This is a genomic window from Guyparkeria hydrothermalis, from assembly GCF_023555385.1.
Lineage (GTDB): Bacteria > Pseudomonadota > Gammaproteobacteria > Halothiobacillales > Halothiobacillaceae > Guyparkeria > Guyparkeria hydrothermalis_A.
The window spans coordinates 60,107-82,453 of sequence record NZ_JAJSED010000001.1 but is presented as its reverse complement, the minus strand read 5'-3'; the positions used below and the strand labels follow the sequence as shown (position 1 = coordinate 82,453).

The 22,347-nt window shown below is 65.3% G+C and carries 25 protein-coding genes and 2 tRNA genes; 16 read left to right on the top strand and 11 right to left on the bottom strand.

Going from position 1 to position 22,347, the window contains the following annotated elements:
• Positions 1–22 precede the first annotated feature (22 nt).
• From LV476_RS00415 to LV476_RS00405, 3 genes are all read right to left on the bottom strand, one after another.
• The gene (locus tag LV476_RS00415) at positions 23–640 is read right to left on the bottom strand and encodes a pyridoxamine 5'-phosphate oxidase family protein (protein ID WP_250072200.1); all 618 of its coding nucleotides are present in this window, start codon (positions 638–640) and stop codon (positions 23–25) included.
• A 63-nt stretch (positions 641–703) separates the two neighbouring features.
• A complete protein-coding gene (locus LV476_RS00410) occupies positions 704–1,246 on the bottom strand; it encodes a DsrE family protein (protein ID WP_250072198.1) in 543 nt (180 codons plus the stop codon).
• A 149-nt stretch (positions 1,247–1,395) separates the two neighbouring features.
• Positions 1,396–1,818, bottom strand: coding sequence for a hypothetical protein (locus LV476_RS00405; protein ID WP_250072196.1), 423 nt, complete (start codon positions 1,816–1,818; stop codon positions 1,396–1,398).
• A 105-nt stretch (positions 1,819–1,923) separates the two neighbouring features.
• Here LV476_RS00405 and hemB point away from each other — a divergent pair, with 105 nt between their 5' ends.
• The 3 genes from hemB to LV476_RS00390 all read left to right on the top strand — a co-directional run bounded on the left by hemB (position 1,924) and on the right by LV476_RS00390 (position 5,144).
• Complete coding sequence (gene hemB / locus LV476_RS00400; RefSeq protein WP_250072194.1) at positions 1,924–2,919, top strand: porphobilinogen synthase; 996 nt, start codon at positions 1,924–1,926, stop codon at positions 2,917–2,919.
• Between the two features lie 58 nt (positions 2,920–2,977).
• Entirely contained in the window at positions 2,978–4,057 is a 1,080-nt protein-coding gene (locus LV476_RS00395) for a GGDEF domain-containing protein (RefSeq protein ID WP_250072193.1), read from the top strand.
• A 166-nt stretch (positions 4,058–4,223) separates the two neighbouring features.
• Positions 4,224–5,144, top strand: a complete 921-nt coding sequence (locus LV476_RS00390) for a sensor domain-containing diguanylate cyclase (RefSeq protein WP_250072192.1) — start codon at positions 4,224–4,226, stop codon at positions 5,142–5,144.
• A 2-nt stretch (positions 5,145–5,146) separates the two neighbouring features.
• On the opposite strand, the gene LV476_RS00385 is transcribed toward LV476_RS00390, so the two are convergent.
• From LV476_RS00385 to LV476_RS00370, 4 genes are read right to left on the bottom strand one after another with little or no spacing between them, the layout of a single operon-like run.
• Positions 5,147–5,785, bottom strand: coding sequence for a DUF2238 domain-containing protein (locus LV476_RS00385; RefSeq protein ID WP_250072191.1), 639 nt, complete (start codon positions 5,783–5,785; stop codon positions 5,147–5,149).
• Positions 5,785–6,243, bottom strand: a complete 459-nt coding sequence (locus tag LV476_RS00380; protein ID WP_250072190.1) for a VOC family protein — start codon at positions 6,241–6,243, stop codon at positions 5,785–5,787. Before LV476_RS00380 ends, LV476_RS00385 begins: the two co-directional genes overlap by 1 nt.
• 25 nt (positions 6,244–6,268) lie before the next feature.
• Positions 6,269–7,261 carry a DUF697 domain-containing protein gene (locus LV476_RS00375; protein WP_250072189.1) on the bottom strand — a complete coding sequence of 331 codons (993 nt, stop codon included), beginning with the start codon at positions 7,259–7,261 and terminating at the stop codon, positions 6,269–6,271.
• Positions 7,262–7,283: 22 nt separating this feature from the next.
• Entirely contained in the window at positions 7,284–8,621 is a 1,338-nt protein-coding gene (locus LV476_RS00370; RefSeq protein WP_250072188.1) for a YcjX family protein, read from the bottom strand.
• A gap of 252 nt (positions 8,622–8,873) precedes the next feature.
• Here LV476_RS00370 and LV476_RS00365 point away from each other — a divergent pair, with 252 nt between their 5' ends.
• Positions 8,874–9,896: a cation diffusion facilitator family transporter gene (locus tag LV476_RS00365; protein ID WP_250072187.1), complete on the top strand. Its 1,023-nt coding sequence runs from the start codon at positions 8,874–8,876 to the stop codon at positions 9,894–9,896.
• A 100-nt stretch (positions 9,897–9,996) separates the two neighbouring features.
• On the opposite strand, the gene LV476_RS00360 is transcribed toward LV476_RS00365, so the two are convergent.
• A complete protein-coding gene (locus LV476_RS00360; protein ID WP_250072185.1) occupies positions 9,997–11,619 on the bottom strand; it encodes a methyl-accepting chemotaxis protein in 1,623 nt (540 codons plus the stop codon).
• A 245-nt stretch (positions 11,620–11,864) separates the two neighbouring features.
• On the opposite strand from LV476_RS00360, the gene LV476_RS00355 reads away from it, so the two are divergent.
• The 6 genes from LV476_RS00355 to dusA all read left to right on the top strand — a co-directional run bounded on the left by LV476_RS00355 (position 11,865) and on the right by dusA (position 15,582).
• Positions 11,865–12,080, top strand: coding sequence for a putative motility protein (locus LV476_RS00355; RefSeq protein WP_250072183.1), 216 nt, complete (start codon positions 11,865–11,867; stop codon positions 12,078–12,080).
• Between the two features lie 102 nt (positions 12,081–12,182).
• Entirely contained in the window at positions 12,183–12,911 is a 729-nt protein-coding gene (locus tag LV476_RS00350; protein WP_250072181.1) for a sulfite exporter TauE/SafE family protein, read from the top strand.
• 516 nt (positions 12,912–13,427) lie between these two features.
• The gene (locus LV476_RS00345; RefSeq protein WP_250072180.1) at positions 13,428–13,619 is read left to right on the top strand and encodes a hypothetical protein; all 192 of its coding nucleotides are present in this window, start codon (positions 13,428–13,430) and stop codon (positions 13,617–13,619) included.
• A 139-nt stretch (positions 13,620–13,758) separates the two neighbouring features.
• The gene (locus tag LV476_RS11285; protein WP_434062804.1) at positions 13,759–14,064 is read left to right on the top strand and encodes a DUF4124 domain-containing protein; all 306 of its coding nucleotides are present in this window, start codon (positions 13,759–13,761) and stop codon (positions 14,062–14,064) included.
• A gap of 26 nt (positions 14,065–14,090) precedes the next feature.
• Positions 14,091–14,312 carry an outer membrane protein assembly factor BamE gene (locus LV476_RS00340; RefSeq protein ID WP_250072178.1) on the top strand — a complete coding sequence of 74 codons (222 nt, stop codon included), beginning with the start codon at positions 14,091–14,093 and terminating at the stop codon, positions 14,310–14,312.
• Between the two features lie 262 nt (positions 14,313–14,574).
• Positions 14,575–15,582 (top strand): tRNA dihydrouridine(20/20a) synthase DusA, encoded by a 1,008-nt coding sequence (gene dusA / locus LV476_RS00335; protein WP_284047375.1) that lies wholly within the window; start codon positions 14,575–14,577, stop codon positions 15,580–15,582.
• Positions 15,583–15,588: 6 nt separating this feature from the next.
• Here dusA and LV476_RS00330 read toward each other — a convergent pair whose 3' ends face one another.
• Together LV476_RS00330 and LV476_RS00325 are read right to left on the bottom strand one after the other, a co-directional pair.
• Positions 15,589–16,098 carry a hypothetical protein gene (locus LV476_RS00330; protein ID WP_250072174.1) on the bottom strand — a complete coding sequence of 170 codons (510 nt, stop codon included), beginning with the start codon at positions 16,096–16,098 and terminating at the stop codon, positions 15,589–15,591.
• Between the two features lie 8 nt (positions 16,099–16,106).
• Entirely contained in the window at positions 16,107–16,775 is a 669-nt protein-coding gene (locus tag LV476_RS00325; protein WP_250072172.1) for a lytic transglycosylase domain-containing protein, read from the bottom strand.
• Between LV476_RS00325 and LV476_RS00320 the strand changes: the two genes are divergently transcribed.
• The 5 genes from LV476_RS00320 (at position 16,774) to LV476_RS00300 (ending at position 20,886) form a co-directional block, all read left to right on the top strand.
• Positions 16,774–17,208 carry a DUF1249 domain-containing protein gene (locus LV476_RS00320; RefSeq protein WP_250072170.1) on the top strand — a complete coding sequence of 145 codons (435 nt, stop codon included), beginning with the start codon at positions 16,774–16,776 and terminating at the stop codon, positions 17,206–17,208. The genes LV476_RS00325 and LV476_RS00320 overlap by 2 nt on opposite strands.
• Positions 17,209–17,318: 110 nt before the next feature.
• Positions 17,319–17,394 (top strand) — tRNA-Gly (locus tag LV476_RS00315).
• Between the two features lie 6 nt (positions 17,395–17,400).
• A tRNA-Cys gene (locus tag LV476_RS00310) sits at positions 17,401–17,474 on the top strand.
• Positions 17,475–17,569: 95 nt separating this feature from the next.
• Positions 17,570–18,646: a lysylphosphatidylglycerol synthase transmembrane domain-containing protein gene (locus LV476_RS00305; RefSeq protein WP_250072168.1), complete on the top strand. Its 1,077-nt coding sequence runs from the start codon at positions 17,570–17,572 to the stop codon at positions 18,644–18,646.
• Positions 18,643–20,886 (top strand): glycosyltransferase, encoded by a 2,244-nt coding sequence (locus tag LV476_RS00300; protein ID WP_250072166.1) that lies wholly within the window; start codon positions 18,643–18,645, stop codon positions 20,884–20,886. Before LV476_RS00305 ends, LV476_RS00300 begins: the two co-directional genes overlap by 4 nt.
• 9 nt (positions 20,887–20,895) lie before the next feature.
• On the opposite strand, the gene sohB is transcribed toward LV476_RS00300, so the two are convergent.
• Entirely contained in the window at positions 20,896–21,984 is a 1,089-nt protein-coding gene (gene sohB / locus LV476_RS00295) for a protease SohB (RefSeq protein ID WP_250072164.1), read from the bottom strand.
• 129 nt (positions 21,985–22,113) lie between these two features.
• On the opposite strand from sohB, the gene LV476_RS00290 reads away from it, so the two are divergent.
• On the top strand, positions 22,114–22,347 hold the full coding sequence (locus tag LV476_RS00290) for a DUF2789 domain-containing protein (protein ID WP_250072162.1): 234 nt from the start codon (positions 22,114–22,116) through the stop codon (positions 22,345–22,347).

Genomic DNA, 22,347 nt, shown 5'->3' with positions numbered 1-22,347 from the left:
GACCCGAGCGCGGCCACGATGTTCAGTAGAGCGTGCGCTCCTGACGCTCGTCCAGCCCGTCGTCGTAGGACGCCCCGTTGATACCGGAATCGGGGACGCCGGCCAGCATCTCGCCGGCCGTCGGCGTGTCGGCCGCCAGCGATCGGCTCTCGGCGTCCCACAACCGGGCACGCAGCAGGGCCCGGGCGCACTGGAAAAAGACGGTTTCGATCTCGACCACAATCACGCACTGCGGTGGCTTGCCACGCATGCTGGTCTGTTCCAGCAGGGCCGGGTCGGTGGTGATGCGCGCGCGGCCGTTGACCCGCAGCGTCTCGTTCTTGCCCGGAACGAGGAACAACAGGCCGATGTGCGGATCCTCGACCAGGTTGCGCAGGCTGTCGATACGGTTGTTGCCGCGCCGCTCGGGCAGCGCGATGCGTCGGTCGTCGAGCACCTTGACGAACCCAGAGGGGTCGCCGCGCGGGGAGCAGTCCAGCCCGTCAGGGCCGTGCGTCGCCATGACGTAGAACGGCGAGGCCTCGATCAGGCGCCGATAGACCGGCACCAGGTGATCGACCTCCTTCTTGATCGCCGCCCCGCCGGGCGCGTCGAACAGGGCATCGAGCTGGTCGATCGACTGAATCTGGTGCGGGTCCAAGCCGGTCTCCTCGGAAGGGGTGAATCTTCCCCTAGGATACGGCAAAACCCGGCTCGCCGACCGTCAGCGCATCGATTCGATCGACTGCGTCCGCACGAACACCTCGGGCTTGATCACGGCATAGCCCTGCTGCTGATAGTGGACCAGGTCGGTAAAGGCCGACGGCACCATGGTGATGAAGTCCTGGAAGTCCTCGCGGTCGTAGTCGTAGTCCTCGGCGGCCAGCCCGCAAACGTGGAAGTCCACGCCGAGGTTGGCGTAATAGCGCATCCGGTCGACTGCCTCGGCGTATTTCTCTTCGTTCTTCTTCGCCACCGTGACGATCTCGGTGCCGTGAATGATCACCACGATGTCCATGTCGAGCATCGGGTCCATGTTGTAGGGCGCCGCCTGCAACGGGTTGACCAGCGAACGGATCCAGTAGATCGCCGCATTGATCTTTTGCGGATCATCCAGGTAGAAGTCGTAAACCACCTTCGGCGGCTGGTAGTCGGGCGTGATCACCTTGGCCTGTGCCCAAGCGGTGGTCGAGCCGAGACCGAAGCAGAGCAGAAAGGCCAGTGCCGCCTGGCGCCAGTACGAACGGAGGGGAATCGGGCGTTTCATGGTCAGCACCTCTCGCCGGGCCGGATCGGCTTTGCCGACGGGCGCCTTGTGACGAGTGGCCCCGCATCGGGCCGGGGTGATCCGGTTGCCCTTCCCCTGAGCGTAGGCCATTCATGCGGCGATAGCGCTGCAGAAACAGCGCCTTGCCCTCACTCTTCCGCCGGGCGGCGGCAGATGGGGGTGTCGTCCGGGTGCTCGACCGCGCTCGCGATGCGCGAGACGAAATCGCCCAGCTCCTCGGCGCTCAGTACCGACAGGATGCGGCTGACCATCTCCGGTGGCATCGGCGCGAAGCTGGAGCGGCCGTCCGTCAACTGCACCCAGACCCCGGCAGAGACATCCGCCTCGGCATCGCCGCTGGCGAACAGCTCGGCCTCCGCCGCCTGGGCGGCCTCCTCGTACCAGCCCTCGATCTGGTCGGCCAGGTCATCGTCGATGTTGTCCGGGATCGAGACGGTGGTCGCCTCCTCGGCGATCGGATCGCTGGCAACCTTCACCTCCAGCCCCAGCGACTCCAGACGCCTGATAAAGCTCGCGCCACCATCCGGTGTGAGAAACGTGAATTCGTACATGCCCCCTCCGGCTGATTACCGCACCCGCCAAAAGCGTATGTGCCGGGTGCGTTCGTATTGCTATCCTACCGACCCCATATTTTCAAATGCCAACCGGAGCCCGACATGCCGTTCTCGCGCTCGTTTCCCGCCTACCGTCCTCGCCGCATGCGTCGCGACGCCTTCAGTCGCCGCCTGATGCAGGAACACACGGTCTCCGCCAACGACCTGATCCTGCCCGTGTTCGTACTCGAGGACCCGAACGGGCGCGAGGCCGTCGAATCGATGCCGGGCGTCGAGCGACTGGGCATCGAGAACCTGTCGAAACTGGCCGAAGAGGCCCTGGAGCTAGGCATCCCGGTGCTGGCGCTGTTCCCGGTCACCCCGCCGGCGGCCAAGTCCGAGCAAGCCGAGGCGGCCTATGATCCGGACGGCCTGGTCCAGCGCACCGTGCGCACATTGAAGGAACGCTTCCCCGAGCTCGGCATCATGACCGACGTCGCGCTCGACCCCTACACCACCCACGGGCAGGACGGCATCATCGATTCAAGCGGCTACGTGTTGAACGACGAAACCGTCGAGGTGCTGATCCGCCAGGCCGAGTCGCACGCCGCGGCCGGTGCGGACATCGTCGCCCCGTCGGACATGATGGACGGGCGCATCGGCGCGATTCGCGAGAATCTCGAGGCCAAGGGCCACATCCACACCCGGATCATGGCCTACAGCGCCAAGTACGCCTCGGCGTTCTACGGCCCGTTCCGCGACGCGGTCGGCTCGGCGGCAAACCTGGGCAAGGCGGACAAGACCACCTACCAGATGGATCCGGCCAACGGGAACGAGGCCATCCACGAGGTGGCCGCCGACCTCGCCGAGGGTGCGGACATGGTCATGGTCAAGCCGGGCATGCCGTATCTCGACGTCATCTTTCGGGTGAAACAGCGTCTCGAGGTGCCAACCTTCGCCTACCACGTGTCCGGCGAGTACGCGATGCTCAAGGCCGCCGCCGAGCGCGGCTGGCTCGACTGGGACAAGTGCATCATGGAAACCATGACCGGCTTCAAGCGCGCCGGTGCCGACGGCATCCTTACCTACGCTGCGCTCGATATTGCCCGGCAGCTCTAACCCCAACCCACGGGTCCGAGTTATCGCATGACCCAGCGAGCAGAAGGAGCGCACCGGGATGACCGGACCTGAGGCATGGACCCGCGGCAACGCCGGGGGCAGCGCTGGGCAGCAGCAACGCAGACGGACGGGACTATCCCGGTTCTTCCTCTCCGTGATTGCTGCCCTCGCCTTCGGCTACACCCTCGTCAACACGTTCCATTTCCACGCCTATCCGCTCGCGGCGATGGAGCTGGCAGTCACCCTGGCCGCCTTGTTCGACCTACATATCAACCGCGACGTCGACCGCGCGGCGTGGGCAACGGTGCTGATCACCGGACTGCTGATCGTCTTCTACTTCATCTACGTCCAGGCGAGGTTTTCCTCCCTGGCCTGGGTGGTGTTCTTCGCGCTCATTGCCTTCTACCTGCTGGGCACCCGACGCGGGACCGTGGTCTATCTGGCCTATGTCGCCCTGATGGGTCTGCTGGTGCTCCTGCAACGGGACGAATGGCCCGCCCTGCAGCCGGTGGCAACGCTGACCAATCTGGTCGGCGCCCTGATCGGTTTCGGCCTGATCGCCTACTACCAGGAGCGCTCGCGGGAGGAAGCCCACCGGCGCATCGCGGAGTTGGCAAACCGCGACTCCCTCACGGGGATGGCGAATCGCCGCCACTTCGTCGAATATTTCAACCGCATGCGCGAGACCCTGCAGGCCGAGGGCCGCCCGTACGCGCTCGTCCTGCTGGACATCGACCACTTCAAGCACATCAACGACACCCACGGCCACATCGCCGGCGACCAGGTGATTGCCGTGGTGGCGAAACGCCTCAAGGCCAACATCCGCGCGGACGATCTGGTCGGCCGGCTCGGCGGGGACGATCTGGTCGGCCGGCTCGGCGGGGACGAGTTCGCCATCCTGCTGCTGGACTGCAACCAGTCACAGGCAGGGCAGCGGGCCGAATCATTGCGACAGGCCATTGCCGCCACCCCGATCGCGGCTGGCGGGCGGGAAATCGCCGTCACCATCAGTCTGGGCGCGGTCGCAGCCGACCCAGAGACCGAAGACATCAACATGGTCCTAGCCGAGGCAGACCGGCTTCTCTACGCGGCCAAGGAAAGTGGCCGGAACGCCGTGGGCGCAGGCACGGCCTCTTGACCCCGCCGCGACGAGTGCTTCCCGCTCATACGGTTTTCGATATACATTGCGTCTCGCGGGTATCGACAACTGCGATCGAAAATAGCAGCCCCGCCCTCGGGCGACCGTCGCGCCCTGACGTCACCAGTTAGAGGAAGCCGGCACCGTGACAAGCCCGGAAAACGTGATGGAACCCGATCACGAGGTCTACCGGACCCTGCTCGAATCCACCAAGGCGATCCCGTGGAAGATCGACTGGGAGACGCTGACGTTCTCCTACATCGGCCCGCAGATCGAGAGACTGCTCGGCTGGAGCCCGGAAAGCTGGGTCGGCATCGACGACTGGGCCGAGCGCATGCACCCCGACGACCGCGAGCGGGTGGTCAACTTTTGCGTGGCGCAGTCCAAGGCCGGGTCCGACCACGAGGCCGACTACCGCGCGCTCACCAAGGACGGCGACTACCTCTGGATTCGCGACGTGGTGCACGTGATGCGCGACGAGAGCGGCAAGGTCGACAGCCTGGTCGGCTTCATGTTCGACATCAGCGAACGCAAGGCCAGCGAGGAAAAGCTGCTCCGACTGCAGAAGGAACTCGAGGAGCTGTCGCTCAAGGACGGTCTCACCGGCGTGGCCAACCGGCGCATGTTCGACTCGATCCTCGAGGTGGAATGGGCCAACGCGCAGCGTCACGGCCAGCCCATTTCGGTCGTGATGCTCGATATCGACTACTTCAAGCAATACAACGACGAGTACGGCCATCTCGCCGGCGACGACTGCCTCAAGGCGGTCGCCCGGGCACTGGAAGCCTCCGGGCTGCGGTCCGGCGATTTGCTGGCCCGCTTCGGCGGCGAGGAATTCCTGCTCCTGCTGCCGAACACCGACGAGCCATCCGCGCAGCGCGTGGCCGAACGCTGCCGGCAGCTGATCCTCGACCAGCGGATCCTCCACGCCAGGTCACCGATCGGCCCGCACCTCTCCGCAAGCTTCGGCGTCGCCACGACCATCCCGACCGAGGAAATGGACCCCGTCGAGCTGGTCGAGACTGCCGACTGCCATCTCTACCGGGCCAAGGGCCGCGGGCGAAACTGCATCCATTCCCCGACCTGAGATCAGCCGCCGCGAACCGACGTCAGTTGCCGAATCTGACGATCCTGCCACCGCGACAGCGTGACCAGCGCAGCAAGCGCTCCCAGCAGCGCCAGGAACATGTCGGACTGCGTGTCCCAGGGATCGCCCTGTGTGCCGAGGAAGGCAACTGCCCCGTCGGCGGCGAACACCGCCACCGCCCATTCGAGCAACTCGTAGCTCGCACTGATCGCCAGCACCACACAGACCACCAGGAAATCGCGCATCCAGCGCCCGCGGACGAATGCTCCGCGGATCAGGATCTCGCGGGCGATCAGGGCCGGCACGAACCCCTGGAAGAAATGGCCGATGCGGTCGTAGGGGTTGCGCGCCAGATCGAACCAGTCCTGAATCTCGAATCCCAGCGGCACCCGCGCGTAGGTGTAGGCGCCGCCGTAGATCAGCACCAAGGCGTGCAGGAAGATGCCGACGTAGACGATCGGGGTCAGCGGGAAGCGATGCCGGGTCAGCCAGAGGATCGGCAGGGCGATCACCGCGGGCGCGACCTCGAGCATCCAGGTGGCCCGGTCGTACGGATCGATACCGGAGGCAACCAGCGCGACGAGGACCAACAACGTCCCGCCGGTCAGGAGCCAGAAGCGCTCGCCTGCCCGGTTCGTCATCAGCTCTGATCCCCGAGCTCGACATCCAGCCAGACGGTGCCGTCCGGATCGAGCGTCCAGAACGGGTTGTAGGCCACCTCCCACAGATGCCCGTCCGGATCGGCGAAATAGCCGGAGTAGCCGCCCCAGAAGGCCTTCTCCCCAAGCTTGACGATACGACCGCCCGCCGCCTTCGCCTGCGCGAGCACTTCGTCGACCGCCGCCGGCGAGCGCACGTTGTGAGCCAGGGTGATCCCCGAAAAGCCGTTGCCCGCGGCCGGGATACCGGCATCCTCTCCCAAGGCATCCCGGGCCAGCGCCTCACGCGGGTAGAGCGCCAGCACCGTGCCGTTGAGCTGGAAGAAGACGACCTGCTCCGCGCTGTCGCCGACGGTCCACCCCATGCCCTGTTCGTAGAAGCCCCGCGAACGGGCCAGGTCCGCCACGCCCAGGGTGATCACGCTCACACGCTGTTCCATGCGTTTTCCCTCGCAGGGTGGCTCGCTATCGGTTCCCGGCGGACCGCTCGCGGATTGCGCCCAGGATCAGCCGGGCCAGGTTGCGGTCGACCAACGGCCGGTGCTCGGGGGCGATCCGCGAAGCGCGCATCGCCTGTCGCCCGATGCGCAGCGAGTAGAGCGCCACTGCCACGCCCTGCCCGGCGCGGGCGCCTAAGTTGACCAGCAGATTGCTCGCCCAGCCCTCGCTGGCCGAATCGAGCACGGTCTCGGTGGCCGAGGCGAAGGCCATGTTCTGCACGATCATCCGGTAGAGCCGCAGCCGCGCCGGGAACGAGAGTCGCAAGCCGTAGATGCGGGCGATGACATTGACCATGCGTGCATTGCGCCAGGCCACCAGCAGCAGGTCGAGCGCCGGATAGGGACTGGCGGCAATGAACAGCCCCGTGCGCACCACCTCGCGCTGGATCAGTGCCCGGGCGCGCTCGTCCGCCTCGGCATAACCGCGCTCGAGGGCCACGACCAGTTCGGTGGCATGACTGCCGGCATCGATGCCGAGCAGGTTGTCCTCGAAGGTCTTTCGGTAGGGGCTGTCGGCCAGCAGGTGTTCGGCCGCGTTCCGCAGCTGGACCACCGACTGCCCGGCTTCGCCGTCACGCTCGGCGTCGGCCAGGCGTCGATTCAACAGCGCGATGGCGTCGATATGGTGGCGCTGATGCCAGGCCCGCCCCACGAGCACCAAGCCCACGGCAGCCACAAACACGCCGATGCCGAACACCGCCCAGCCCAGCGACGGGTGGGTTGCGTGCGCCCAGTAGATCGCCTGCAGCCAGTTGATCGCGATCCACGTGATGGCCACCACGCCGAACACTGTGGCCAGCCACGGGAACCCGCGCCGGGGCTCGAGCAGGTTCTCGCCGTCGTCTTCCAAGTCCGCCGCGTCGTAAAGCGCCTCGGGATCGATATCGGGCACCCCCTCGCCCTGGGCATGAATCCGCGTGGCCAGGTGGCCCTCGCGAGGGGATCGAGCATCAGTCATGCCGATTCTCCTGTGTACATAGTCAGTGTTCCCCGATGAGAAAGTCGAGCAGGCCATCCACGCGCCGCCCCGGAAACGGTCGGGCCCGGTCGAGACCGGCCGGTGGCGCCAGCGTGGGCAGGTCATCGATGACAAGGTCGAGGTCGTGCGGCATCTGCTCGGGAATGGAAGGTGGAGTGAACGCAATCTTCTGCCGGGAGCTCTTCTCGGTGCCCACCAGCATCGGCTCACCGCGACCATCCTCCCGCGACTGGGCCGCCGTCACCGCCGAGATGGCAAACAGGCGCAACTCGACGTCCTTGCCTGCCAGCGACTGGGTCAGTTCGAACAGATAGCTGTCGAGAAGCCGGGTGAGTCGCGCCTGGTCGGCGGGCAGCAGGTGATCGATCTGGGTGGCGACAATGGCCACACGGCGGATGCGCCGGCCGAACAGGTTCGCCAGCCAGTGCCCCTCGCGGTAGCGAAACGGCTCGAGAATCGATTCGAGCGCCGCCCGCATGTCCGCCAATGCAGCGCGCCCGCTGCGCAGCGCCCCGAGCAGGTCAACCAGGATCACCTGGGCATCGAGGCGGCCGAAATGCGACTCGAAGAACGGCCGGGCGATCCGGTCGCGGTAATACGCGAAATGGCGCTGGCAGACTTCGCCCCACGATCCCTGCGGATACTCGCCGGCCGGCTGCTCGACCGCGGCCGGTAGCGGCAGGAACGGCATGGCATCGGGATCGAAGCCTTCGCCCGGCATCAGCCAGCGTCCGGGCAGGTTGCGCGACAGGCGATGCGGCGGCAGGCGGCTGTCGGCAAGCATCATCGACCAGCGTTGCGACAGCGACTCCATCTGTTCCGGATCGAGCGGTGCCGCCGGATCGATCCCCGCCAGCTCCTCGAGCAGTCCCGGGGCAATCTCCCGGCGCGGATGACGCGCCAGCCAGTCGCGCCAATGGGCGCTGTAGTCGGCGAACGACCAGTCGAGCAGCGACAGGTCCAGCAACCACTCGCCGGGGTAGTCGAACAGTTCCAGGCAACGCCGGCGCGGACGCAGCGAGTACCAGCGCCGCTGGTAGTCGAGCGTCAGGCGGGCGATCGACCAGTCGCGGGTCGACTCGGGCCAGCTGGGCGGCTGGCTGGTCAGGGCGGTCAGGGCGTGGTCGTAGTCGAAGGCCCGCTCGATCTCGCGATGCCAGCGACCGTGGCGGATCGCCGCCAGTCCAGGATGATCGGTGAGCGCGCCGCGCCGGGCATTCTCCAGGTGATTGATGATCGCCGTGATCAGCGTCGATTTCCCGGCGCCGGACAATCCCGTGATGCCAATGCGGGTGACCGGGCAGCCGGTGATCGGGGATGAGGACGAATCATGGGCCATCGATGGCACGGCTCTCGCGAACGAACAAGGTGGACCGATGGTAGTCGAGCCGGCCACGGCGCCCAAGCCCTGCGCGCCCGACAAGCGCATTGCGGTCCCATGTTCCCGCCGGGCTGGCGCTCAACGCCGGGCTGCATTAAAATGGTACTAATCTAGTTCGGTATTAGTCTTGCCTAACTTTCCCGATGGCACGCCACGGCCTCATGCGCGCGCCCGGGACCGGCATCGACCCTGACGAGGCGACCACCACACATGGCCAATCGACACGCGAAACTGCTGCGCATGGTCACCACCGCCTCGGTGACCCTCGCCCTGACGCTGATGGCGCTCAAGCTCGCGGCGAGCATCACAACCAACTCGGTGAGCATGCTCGCCTCGCTGATCGATTCCACCATGGACCTCCTGGCCTCTTTGGTGACGCTGGTCGCCGTGCGCATCGCCCTGCAGCCGCCGGACGAGGATCACCGCTACGGCCACGGCAAGGCCGAACCGCTGGCCGCGCTCGCGCAGGCCACCTTCATTGCCGGTTCCGGCGTATTCCTGATGGTCCAGGCGCTGCAGCGCCTGATCCGCCCGCAACCGATCGACGCGGTCGACTGGGGCGTGGCGGTAATGCTGTTCTCGATGGTCGCCACGCTCGCGCTGATCACCTTCCAGCGCTACGTGATCGTCAAGACGCGCTCGCCCGCCATCAAGGCGGACGCCTCGCACTACAGCATGGACTTCCTGGTCAACGCCTCGACCATCGCCGTGCTGATCCTTGCCGGCTACGGGCTCAACTGGCTCGACCCGGCCTTCGGTGCCGCCGTGGGCGTGTTCGTCCTCTACAGCGCCTGGAAGGTGGGCAGCGAGGCGCTCGACCACCTCATGGATCGCGAGGTGCTCGACGGAACGGAGAACCGCGTCGCCCAGATCGCCACCGCGCATCCGTCGGTGCACGCGGTCGACCAGATTCGCACCCGGCTTGCCGGGCGCACCATGATCATCCAGCTCTATCTCTATCTGGACAATCACATCGATCTCAACCACGCCCACCAGGTCGGCGACGAGGTCGAGGCGCGGTTGCTGCGCACCTTCCCCGGGGCGGACGTGATGATCCACGAGGAGCCGCTCTCGGCCTGGAAGCCGGGCAACGGCCCCTCTCCCATGCGCATCGAACCACTGACCACACGCCGACCGCGTGCCGGACAATGCGAGACCTGCCGCGACCTGACCGACACGCAACCGAGTCTCTGGCGCCGCCTGCCCTTCATCCGGCGTATCGCCGGCTCCTGACCACGGCTGGGGCGGCGAGCTCGCCCCGGCAGGAACCGACGAACCAACAAAAAGGGCCGGCATGTCGCCGGCCCTTTCTCGTGCTGCTCTTTCAAGCGCCTCAGGTCTTGAAGCGGTTGACCAGTCCGTCGAGGTTCGCCGACAGGTGGGTGAGGTCGCCACCGGCGGTGGAGACCTGCTCGGAGGCGTCGTCGAGCTCCGCGCTCTTGGCCCGAATACGCTCGAGATTGCGGTTGACCTCCTCCACGGTCGCCGACTGTTCTTCGGCAGCGGTGGCGATCTGCATCGTCATCTCGTTGATGTGATTGACGTGGCGCACGACCGCATCGAGGGAGTCGTCGGTCTCGTTGACCGCCTCCAGGGTCGCCTCGCCCTGCGAACGGCTGACGTCCATCGCCTCGACGGTCCGGCGGGCCCGGTCACGCAGGCTGTCGATGATGCCCTTGATCTCCTCGGTGGACTGCTGGGTCCGGCTCGCCAGGTTGCGCACCTCCTCGGCGACCACCGCAAAGCCGCGACCCTGCTCCCCGGCCCGGGCCGCCTCGATCGCCGCGTTCAGCGCCAGCAGGTTGGTCTGCTCGGCCACGCCCTGGATCACGTCCAGCACCTTGCCGATGTCCTGGGTCTGCGACTCGAGCTGGCCGATCGAGGCCGCCGTGTCCTGCATCGAGTCCATCAGCTGGTTCACGTTTTCCATCGAGCGCTTGAGCGCCCGCTGCCCGCCGTGCGTGACCTCCTCGGTCTCGTTGGACGCGCTCGCCGTCTGGTTGGTGTTCTCGGCGATCTCGCGCGTGGTCGCGGTCAGCTCTTCGATAGCCGAGGCGACCATCTGCGTCTGCTCGTTCTGCTCGTGGGTACTCTCGCGCGACTGGCGGGTGATCATCGACATCTCCTCGGCCGAGGCTGCCAGTTGTCCGGTCGAGTCGGTGATCTCGCAAACCAGCGTCTGGATGCGTGCCACGAACTGGTTGAACGCGCCTGACAACTGCGCGAATTCGTCATGCCCGTCGGCGGGCAAGCGGCGGGTCAGATCCCCCTCCCCTTCGGCGATATCGCGCATCGCGCTGATGACATAACGGATCCGGCGGGTGAACGAGGCCATCACCAGCACCAGCAGGAACACGCCGACGCCCAGCGCGACCACGCCGATGACAACCGTGGCGGAGAAGGCCGCTTCCTTATGGTCGATGGCCGCCTCGGTGCGCTCGGTCTCGCGCTGCTTGGCCGAGGCAATCAGCGACTGGATGTCCTTGCGGATCTGCTGCCAGACCGGATGCTCGTCACGTACCAGTAGCCGCTCCGCCGCGGCGATATTGCCGGCCTCGACCTGCTCGAACACGGCCAGCCGCGCGGCCATCACCTGCTGCCAGCTTGCCTCGATGCCGTCGAGAAGGGCTTGTGCCTTGTCGTTCTCGACCGCCGTAAGCGACCGGGCCTCGGCGATCGAGGCACGCACCACCTCGTCGGTCTTGCGCATCACCTTGATGGCGCCCTCGAGCTCGGGACGGAACACCTTGTTGCGGGTGGCGACCCCACCGAGCAGGCCGTTGCTCATGACGTCCTGCAAAGCCTCGACGCGGGCATTGTCCTGGTGCTGGACCTGCAGGTATTGCTCGGAAACCGACTCCATCTGACTCAGGGCGTAGACCAGAGCCCCGATGAAGAGGATGGCCGACACGGCAAAGGCCAGCAGTATCTTGGTGGTGTTGTTCAAACGGTTCATGAATGGGCTTTCCTCGGGATGACGCTTGCTGCGTTCTTGTCTTGGATGTGCGCCTTGGATCGGCACCAGCCGCCCAACCTTTAGCCATCCTATTAACATCAACGCGGGGCGGATGATCGGGCAGCTTGCAGGGCGGCAGTCGGGGTGCACGTCGGCGGCCGAGAGCGTACACTTCTGTCCATCTGATGCATTCGCTTTTGGTGATGCATCCATAAGCCCAGACACCGCACCGAGGAGAATGCGACATGGCCGACCCGGTATCCGCAGCAAACGGCATGCAGGCCGCAATGGCGAACCTTCAGCTGGCACAGGAAATCGGCGTACGCGTCCAGAAGGAGGCAATGGAAACGCAGGAAAAGGCCATGGCGCCGCTGCTCGAATCGATCGCCCAGGGTGGCGGTCAGAGCGCAGCCCCCTCCGGCGACGGTCCCCTCGGCGGGCAAATCAACACCTACGCCTGAGACTCCGCGCCAGACCGAACCGCCCGCACGGTTCCCCGATCCCCGGCCCGGCCGGGGATTTTTCGTTGCCGCCATTCACCGAGATGCCCGGAGTAACCACGCGTGGACGACGTCACCCTGCTCCAACTCGTGCTGGCCAACCTGGCCATCTTCGCCGGCGCTCTGCTTCAGGGGTTGGCCGGTTATGGCATCGGTACGCTCTCGGCCCCACTGCTATTCCTGATCAGCCCGTTGTTCCTGCCCGGGCCGTTGATCCTCAACGCCGTGCTGCTGACGGTGCTGATCCTGTGGCGCAGCCGGGCCAACCTCGCTTTCCGCCAGGTCCGCTTCGCCATCGGCGGCGACATCATCGGCACCCTGCTCGCGGTGGCCACGCTGGCCGTGCTGACCCCGCGCGGCTTCGAACTGGCCTTCGGCATCCTGATTCTGCTCGCCGTGCTACTGAGCGTGGTGGGCCTGCAGCCACGGCTCAACGCGCGCAACAGCGTGATCGCAGGCGGGGCGTCGGGGTACATGGGCACGATAACCGCCGTGGGCGGCCCGCCCATCGCCCTGATCTACCAGAACGAGCGCGGGCCACTGGTGCGAGCCAACATGTCGGCCTTCTTCCTGTTCGCCAGTTTCGCCAGTGCCGTGGCGCTGTTCTTCTCCGGTTTCATCGGGGCACGGGAATGGCAGCTATTCGCCGCGATCTTCCCCGGCACGCTACTGGGCTTTCTCGCCTCCGGTCATCTGGTCCACCGGGTGCCGTTCGCCGCCCTGCGACCGGTGATTCTCGGCATTGCGGCCATCGCCGGCATCAGCGCGGTCGTCAAGGGCCTGCTGCCCTGACGGCCTCCCCTGACGCCTTGGGCTGCTGCCGTTACAATGCCGGACCGTTCGCCACCGAGCCGCTCGCGATCACCTCAGACCGCGCCCAGAACTCGCCCCCGACTCCGACTGCCAGCCCGTGGCGGTTCTGTATTGCGCCCATGCTCGATTGTATAGACGCTCCTATTTATCGCTTTTTGTCAATGTGTTACGCCACGTCGGGGCTCGATAGTAGCACCATGGAAGCACCGGCCATCAGGAATCGCTCGCGCAGGACCAAGAGGCTTGTTGCTCACAAATCATTAAACCTGAGAAGCAAGCGGGCTACCTGCTCACGGATGAGCAACAACCTGGCGCGCATCTGCATGGGGTGCAGGTGGTCGGGAGTTCAACCCCCTCCACTCCGACCATATTTTCAATGACTTGCTTCTGCTCTGCGCACGAGTCACTTCTAAAAAACGGTATCTTCTACAATGGACACTTGAGGTGGCGCTATTGCCACGGCAGGACTACCCACCAGCACAGGAGGTGCACAACATGAACAAGAACGCACGCACATGGTCCGCGGTTGTCTTCGGCGGCATCGCATTCCCTGCCCTGATCTACTGGGGATTTGGTGACTACATCGCCTGGTGGGTGTTCATCGTGCTGTCGCTCGGCGGATACAGCGCTGCATACGCTGGCCTTACCGAGGCGGCAGCGAATGAGCGGATTGCCGACGGCGATTGATTTAGACGAGCGCGATGGGCTCACCAACACTGGCGACAGCCCTGCTGTCTCATAGATCAACGCTGGTGTGTATTTCCCGCCAAGCGGGTAGCCGTCCACGATTAGGTTATCCGTCTGGCTGACGACACCCGAGGCATGCATGACTCGAATGCTAGTCGCCAAGCTGTCCACCCTCATCCTTCACCCATCGCAAACATCGACGGCGTGGTCCGTTGTCTCCTTAGAGCAAGAAGGGCTCCGATCGGCACAGGAGGTGCTCGCCATGACCAGACCCATCTTAATCACTGCCCTGCTTTGCTTAGCGGGGGCGGCCAACGCCGGTGCGTACAAGTGCACGGCAACGGATGGAAGCCTGACGTTCTCGGACAAACCGTGCCCTGGGCAACAAAACGAGGAAGTCGATTTGCGGGCTAATGAGCCGACTAAACAACAGCGAGAAAAGTGACGCGCATTTTAGAGCGCGACCAAGCAATGACCGATGGCAGGACCGAGAGAAAGGCCGGCAACGCCAAGCCGGTCAGCACGCCGTCACGGCCGGAGATCACTCACGGTATGACGAAGGACCAGGTCCGCTCCGCATTGGGTGCCCCGGATTTCAAAAGCCCGACAATGTGGGGTTACCACGACAAGCCGCCAATGACGGTTACCTTCGACATCAATGGGATGGTCACGAGCGCGATCAGCGCCCCTTGAGCAAAGGCTCTGCGAACACGGTCGAACCTGCCCCCCCCTCTTTCCGACCGCAAAGGATCAGCGCTAAACCGTCCGTCCAATCAATATTTGGACGAACACACATCTTTGCCGCCCTTCCACCCCTTGAGCCAGAGACCTACCTATCATGTCTAGCTGTGCTACCAGCGAAGTGTGGTAGCACTTTGGTAGCACCACGGCTTCAAATCAGGTAAAAAGCGGCGATATTTTTCGCCAGTTCTACACCTCACCCAGAACTAAAAAGTTGACTCAAAGCGCACCAAAAAGCACCTCACAGGCTCATGCCAATCCTTGGCGATTTTGTATTGCGCCCATGCTCGACTGGACGGATCGGCACTACCGCTTCCTCGCGCGGCAGCTCAGCCGCCACGCGCGCCTGTACACGGAGATGGTCACCACCGGGGCACTGCTGCACGGCGACATCGAGCGCCACCTGCGCTTCGACCCGGCCGAGCACCCGGTCGCCCTGCAGCTGGGCGGCTCAGACCCCGAGGCACTGGCCAAGGCCGCCCGCATCGGTGCCGAGTGGGGCTACGACGAGATCAATCTCAATGTCGGCTGCCCGAGCGACCGGGTGCAGAACGGCGCCTTCGGCGCCTGCCTGATGGCCCGGCCGACCCTGGTGGCCGAATGCATCGCCGCCATGCAGGAGACAGTCGATGTCCCGGTGACAGTCAAGAGCCGCATCGGCATCGATCATCAGGAAACATACGAGGAATTCCGCGAATTCGTCGACATCGTCGCGAAAGAAGGCGGCGCCGACGTGTTCATCGTCCACAGCCGCAAGGCCTGGCTGAAGGGGCTTTCGCCGAAGCAGAATCGCGATGTGCCGCCGCTGCGCCCCGAGTTCGCCACCCGGCTGAAGCAGGAACGACCGGATCTGACCGTGGTGCTCAACGGCGGCCTGACGGGAATCGACTCCATGCAGTCCGCCCTCGACGAGGTCGACGGGGTGATGGTGGGGCGTGCGGCCTACCAGAACGTCGGCCTGCTGGCCGAGATCGACGCCGCCCTGTTCGGCGACGAGCGGCGGGTCGACCGGCTGGCAGCGCTGCAGGCCTACCGGGACTACGCGGCAGCGGAGATCGAACGGGGCACGCGCCTGCCCACGCTGATCAAGCCCATCCTCACCCTGTTCCAGGGCAAGCCGGGAGCACGTGCCTATCGCCGCCACCTGAGCGAACAGGCACCGAAACGGGCCGACGACCCGACGGTCATCGATGAGGCGATCGAGCTGCTGCGCTGGCGCTGAGGGCGTTCAGCCGCGCCGCTGCGAGACGACCGAGAAGCCATCGAGCACGAAGGCGCTGCCAAAGCCGTTGACGTAGCTGCCCGCCCCGAGGTGAAAGCCCAGCAGGTGGAAATCGCCCAGTCCACAGAGCAGGTCGACGGTCTTGCCGTGCCGCGCGCGCAGCGCGGCGGCGATCCCAGGAAAGCGATCGTCATCGCGTGCGACGGGCTCGACGCTCACGGTCCACTGGGCGCGCTCACGGGCAAAGGGGTTGCGTGTGTCCGACTGGTCGGCGAGCAGCGCGACACTGGCTTCGCGACCATCCAGTAGTGGACGAGTGTGCGGGGCAAGCTCGCTCGCCAGCACCCAGAGGGCACCGTCGACTCGTGCAAACGGCAGAGTCCCGATCACCGGCGGACCATCGTCGGCTGAAGTAACGGCAAGCACCAAGGCGGACTGCCCGCCGAGAAACGCGTCCAACCGGCCGTTCTCGGCGGCAAGGTCGGGGGTGTCGTCCGCGTCCTGGTTCAATGCCACGGCCGGGCTCACCCCGCCCCGGCGTAGGCCGCCTGCAGCTGCATGACGCGACGCACGTAGGTCTTCGTTTCCTGGTACGGCGGAATCCCGCCATAACGCTTCACGGCGTTTTCCCCTGCGTTGTAGGCGGCCACGGCCAGTTCGCGGTCGCCACGGAACATCTTCAGCAACAGCGCCAGGTAGGCGACGCCACCGGCAATGTTCTCTTCGGGGTTGAAGCGATCGACGACATTGAAGCGCTTGGCGGTGCCGGGCATCAGCTGCATCAAGCCGCCGGCCCCCTTGGGCGAGACCACATCGGGGCGGAAGGCACTCTCGGCATGGATGACGGCGCGCACCAGGGAGGGGTCCACGCCATGGCGCACCGAGAAGCGGTTGACCACGTCGGCAAACCGCTCGCGGTCGAGTTTCGGCAGCACGCGGTAGCCGTCCTGCCAGCCCTTGGGTTTGGTGGCCTCACCTTTGCGCCAGAGCTTGTAGGGCTCGTTGGACGACTGCTGGGGCACGTTGGTCAGATGAACCACGCCCTGGGCATCGCGGTACTTGTAGACATCGGCCATGGCGGATGTGGCGCCGAGCAGCAGGCAGACCGCCAGCGCACCGACGACTGCCGGCCGACAGATTACTGACGCCCTGCCCGCGGGCGTCCCGGAAAGCCCGGGACGTTTCCGATTCATGCGGAGGTTCCCTAAACTGGCAGGCATGAACGTCAACACCGGCATCCCTCGCTACACCGAACACGATCCATTCGATCAGTTGATGGATCTCTATGAACAGAACTATATCCTGATTCGCCGATTACTCGGCGATCTGCGCCGACTGGCCCCGGGCGACGAGTTCACTCTCGGATTCCAGGTGGTCGCCCGGGTCACGGAGCGCGGCCGCTTCACCCTCGAGCTCGCCTTCACCGACCACGCGGTACTCGACTCGCGACAACATCCTGTCGTCCTGCGGGTACGCATCTATCTCGACGCCCGCTCGGCGGAGTTGCACGATCCGCGCCACCCTGCCGCCTGTCTGCAGACCGACCGTACCGAGTGTAACCGGGCGCGACAATCGCGCAACCGCATGTTGCAGCGCTGGCTTCTTGCCCGTTTGCGTCAGCGATAATGTCACCGCACCGACCCACCCTCGACCACTGGCGCCAGCGTGATCCGTGCGACCGGGCCAAAAGCGACTTGACAAGGGGGCGGTTCCTGATGAAAATTGCGCCCCCTCAAGCGGGAATAGCTCAGCTGGTAGAGCACAACCTTGCCAAGGTTGGGGTCGCCGGTTCGAATCCGGTTTCCCGCTCCAGATTGCGGCTGGATGGCAGAGTGGCTATGCACCGGATTGCAAATCCGTTTACCTCGGTTCGACTCCGGGTCCAGCCTCCAAAACCGTTTGCAGAAAACCCGCCTTGCGCGGGTTTTTCTGTGTCTGGCATCCCGGCAGCCGTGACAATAGCGGCGTGCCGTGATCGCGGAGCCGCATGACCGACCCGCACCACCAACCCGATCGATTCGAGATTCAGGACGAACCGGCCTTTCGCGGTCGTCGCCTGTTCTGGTTCGCAGTGCTGTTCATCGGACTGAGCGCGGCCGGTCTCTATGCGGTCTACTCACAGGTCGCGGGCCACACGATCACCTGGGACAGCCGTCTGCTCTCCCCGTCGCTCATCCTGGCGAGCCTGGCCCTGCTGCTGGTCTACTTCACCGCCGACGGCCTGCGACTGTGGTTCACCCTGCGGGCGCTCGGCCAGACCATGCCGCTGAGCGCGATCGCCCGACTGGTATTCCTCAACATCTTCGTCTCGAACATCACGCCGCTGGCCACCGGCGGCGGCGTGGCCCAGGTTTGGTTCATGCGCCGGCGCGGCGTGCCAGTTGGCACCGGCCTGACGGCGACCACCATCCGCACCGCGCTCGCGGTGCTGTTCATCTTCGGCGCCACCCCGGTGCTCCTGCTCACCCTGCCCGGCGCTGAACAGGCGGCACAAAGCCAGTCGCTGGTGGCGACCCTGATCGTCTCGGTGATCCTCTACCTGGGGTTTTTCACCGTGCTGGTGCTCCGATCTAACTGGCTGCTGCGGCCGCTTCTGGGCCTGCTCAAGTTCCTGCATGAACTGCATCTGATCAGCGCTCGCCGGCATCACCGCTGGCGCCATCGGCTGGTCCGCGAACTGCAGCGCTTCGCCCACGGCTTCGTGCGCTATTTCCAGGGGCGCTGGACCGACATCGCCGCCTCGTTCCTCTTCACGGCGATCTTCCTGCTGGCGCTGTTCTCGTTCCCCGCCCTGCTCTTCTGGGCGCTGGGCTACGGCTTCGACTACTGGGTGGTCATCGGCCGCATGGTGATGACCACCTTCGTCATGTATTTCTCGCCCACGCCGGGGGCCTCGGGCATTGCCGAGGGCGTGTTCGGCCACTTCTTCCGTGACCTGGTCACCGCCTCGCACCTGGTGCTGGTGACGGTCGCCTGGCGGGCGCTGACGATCTATCTGGGCATGCTGATCGGCCTGTTCGTCACCCAGCGCGAGATCGCCGCGAGCCGACGGGGCAGACAATGAGCCGGCTGTCGGAGAAGCTCACCCCGCGCCGGCTAAAGCTCGCCTTCTACCTGACGCTGATGGCGATCCTGCTGCTGATCGGCTATCGGATCTATCTGTCGTTCTTCGAGCAGACCTACCACGCGGTCCATGCCGATCAGATCGAGCGGGTCCAGTCCCGCGCGGCCGACGGCCTGCATTTCGCCGTGGTCGGCAATATCAACAACTCGGTGGGCCTGTTCGAGCGCAAGATGATCCCGATGCTCAATCGGGCAAACCTCGACCTGGTCGTCTCGGCGGGCAACGCGGTCAGCGGCGGCGGCGAGGACAAGTACCGGGCGCTGTACCGCACCCTATCCCACCTGGAGATGCCCTATCTGCTCACCGTGGGCGAGAAGGAAAGCGGCGCCTTCGGCTCGTTCAACTACTACGAGCATTTCGGTCCCTACTTCTTCGGCTTCCGCGCCGGCGGCAGCCAGTTCCTGTTCCTCGACAGCACCGACCCGGACACCTATCCATTCCAGCTCCACTGGCTGAGGGAGCAGTTGCGAGACCCGTCGGCGGCGCACCGGTTCGTGTTCATCGGCCACCCGATGTTCCAGACCGCCAAGGAAAGCCCGCTGGACTTCGACGACCAGTACCTCGGCGATACCGCCTTTCGCGACCGCCTCCACCAGCTGTTCTCAGAGCATGCCGTCGACGCGGTGTTCTCCAGCAACCTGCACCTGTTCGATCATCAGGTGCGCGACGGCGTCGATTACGTCGTCACCGGCGGGGCAGGCGGACTGGTGCTCAACGACGAGACCAGCTTCTACCACTACGTCGACGTGACCACCGAGGGCGGCGAGGTGTCGATCAGCGTCCAGCGGCTCGACATCGGCCAGCACCAGTTCTTCAAGACGCTGGAGAGCCTGTGGTTCTTCATCCACTCGCTGTTCTACGTCGGGCACCTGAACTTCCTGCTGGTGCTCGGGCTGCTGGCACTGCTGGCGATCAAGCTCTACAGCGCGATCTTCGTCGAGCGCGACTACTACCGGAACTACGATCTCGACACCTCGCCGTGGCGGGATCGCCCGCTGAAGGTCGCGATGGTGACCAACAATTTCCTGCCCTTCATCGGCGGCGTGCCGATCTCCATCGACCGTCTGCGCCGCGGGCTCGAGCAGCTGGCCCACCGCGTTCGCATCATCGCGCCAAGCTATGCCGCTCAGGACGATCACGACATGGACGTGATCCGGATCCCGTCGCTGATCAGCATGGGCCGAAAGGACGAGTTCCGGCTGGCCAACCCGCTCTCGCCGCGCATCCGACGCGGCCTGAAAGGTTTCGCGCCGGACATCATTCACATCCACCACCCCTTCTGGCTGGGATGGACCGCGTTGTGGCGTGCCCGACGGCTGCACGTACCGACGGTGTTCACCTACCACACCCGCCTCGAGCACTACTCGCACTTCGTGCCGCTGCCGGGGCCGCTGTTCCGCAACCTGATCGCGCACACGGCGATCCGGCGCTTCGCCAATCGCTGCACCGGGGTGATCGTGCCGACCGAGTCGGCCGAGGAGTACCTGCGGGTCATCGGGGTGACATCACCGATCTACGTCCATCCGACCGGCATCGACTTCGATCGCTTCCAGGCCGTCGACACGGCGGCGGTCGAGACGTTGCGCCAGGCGCACGGCATCGGTGAGGACGAACGGGTGCTGGTGAGCGTGTCGCGACTGAGCCAGGAGAAGAACATCGATTTCCTGATCGCCGCCCTCGACGAGCTCAATCGCCGCTCGACGCGCTCATTCCGCTGCCTGATCATCGGCGAGGGCGAGGAGCACGCCCGTCTCCAGGAGCGCATCGACGAGCTGGGCCTGAGCGATACGGTCACGCTGGTCGGCAGCGTGGCACCCGAGGAGATGGCGCGCTACTACCGGCTGGGTGATGCGTTCGTCTTCGCCTCGAAATCGGAGACCCAGGGGATGGTGATCCTCGAGGCGATGGCCGCGGGGCTGCCGGTGGTGGCCGTACGCTCCAGCGGCATCGACGACGTGGTGAAGAACGAGACCAACGGCTTCAAGACGGCCGAGGACATCGACCGCTGGACGACCGCCGCCCGGCGACTGATCGAGGACGACGCCCTGCGTGCCGCCATGGCCGAACAGGCCGTCACCACCGCCCGACGGCACGCCATCGACCACTTCGCCCGCGACGTGGCCGATACCTACCGACAGATCCTCGCGCTGTATCACTGGCGGGAGCGCAGCAGCGACTAGCCCTGGGGCTCAGAGCGGATGACGCCACTCGCTCAGCGCCTGCTGTGCCGAGGCGTTCAGTTTCGCCAGCAGCCCTCGCTTCTTGATCGGCTGGCTGATCTCGAAGGTGTCACCGGCACTGACCGCCTCGAGGATCAGGTCATCGCTGGTGCCGATCGCGTCGATCAGCCCCAGTTCGAGCGCATCCTCGCCGTACCAGTGCTCGCCGGTCGCCAGGCGCTCGAGATCGAGCGATGGGCGGTAACGTGCCAGGAACTGCTTGAACAGCAGGTGGGCCTGTTCGAGTTCCTCGCGAAATTTCTCCCGGCCGGCCTCGGTGTTCTCGCCCAACAGCGTCAGGGTGCGCTTGTACTGCCCGGCGGTGTGCAACTCGACATCGATATCGTTGCGCTTGAGAAGGCGGTGGATGTTGGGCAACTGCGCCACCACCCCGATCGAGCCGATGATCGAGAACGGGGCGGCAACAATGCGATCGGCGACCGCGGCCATCATGTAACCGCCGCTGGCCGCCACCCGGTCGACGATCGCGACCAGCTCGATCTCGGCGGAGCGCAGCCGGGCCAGTTGCGCGGCGGCAAGGCCGTAACCCGGCACCACCCCACCCGGGCTGTCGAGCACCAGCAGCACGCGGTCGACGCCCGGCCGCGCGACCTGCAGCACCGCCGAGACCTCCTCGCGCAGGGCATCGACGGCCGACGCGCGGATGTCTCCGGCGAAGTGAAGTACGTAGTGTCGTGGCGACTCGGTCTCCGATTCGGGTTTCTCCGCGGCGACCGACGACTTTTCGGTCGATTCCTCCGTCTCCTGTCCGTCCGCGGCCTCCTGCTGATCCTTGCCGCCCCCCGGTAGACGGTCGCGAAGCTTGCTCCAGGCCCCTTTGACTCCTCCGGCCGGTTTCTCGATCGCATGTCGCAACTGCTTGGTGCGCGACTCGATCTCGTCATTCAGGCGGCGGATCTTGAGCGGCTTGAGTCGTGCATCGCCGGACTGCGCGTTGCGAGCCTGGGCCACGACCGAGACCACGGCGGCAACGACGAAGATTACCGCCACCCCGAGCGTCGCGGTCTTTAGCAGGAACAGGAAGTAGTCTTGCCACATGGGCGTTTCACTCCGGGAAAAGGGCCGAGTATAGACGGGCGAGTCGCGGCCGGAAAAAGCATCTAGACTTTTTACCGGACAACGGCAAACCCACATCAAGCTGGGCATGAACCATCTGGAGGAGATCGCATGCAGGCACCGTTTCACCCGCTGAGTGAACTGTTCGAGCAACTGGGGCTGGATGCCTCGAAAGAGGCGATCGAGGCGTTCATCGACCGGCATTCGCCGCTGCCCAGCGACGTCGCGCTGACCGACGCCCCGTTCTGGAACGAGAACCAGCAACGGTTTCTGCGCGAGTCGCTCGCGGAAGACGCCGACTGGGCCGAGGCCGTCGATCACCTCGATGCCCGTCTGCGTGACTGA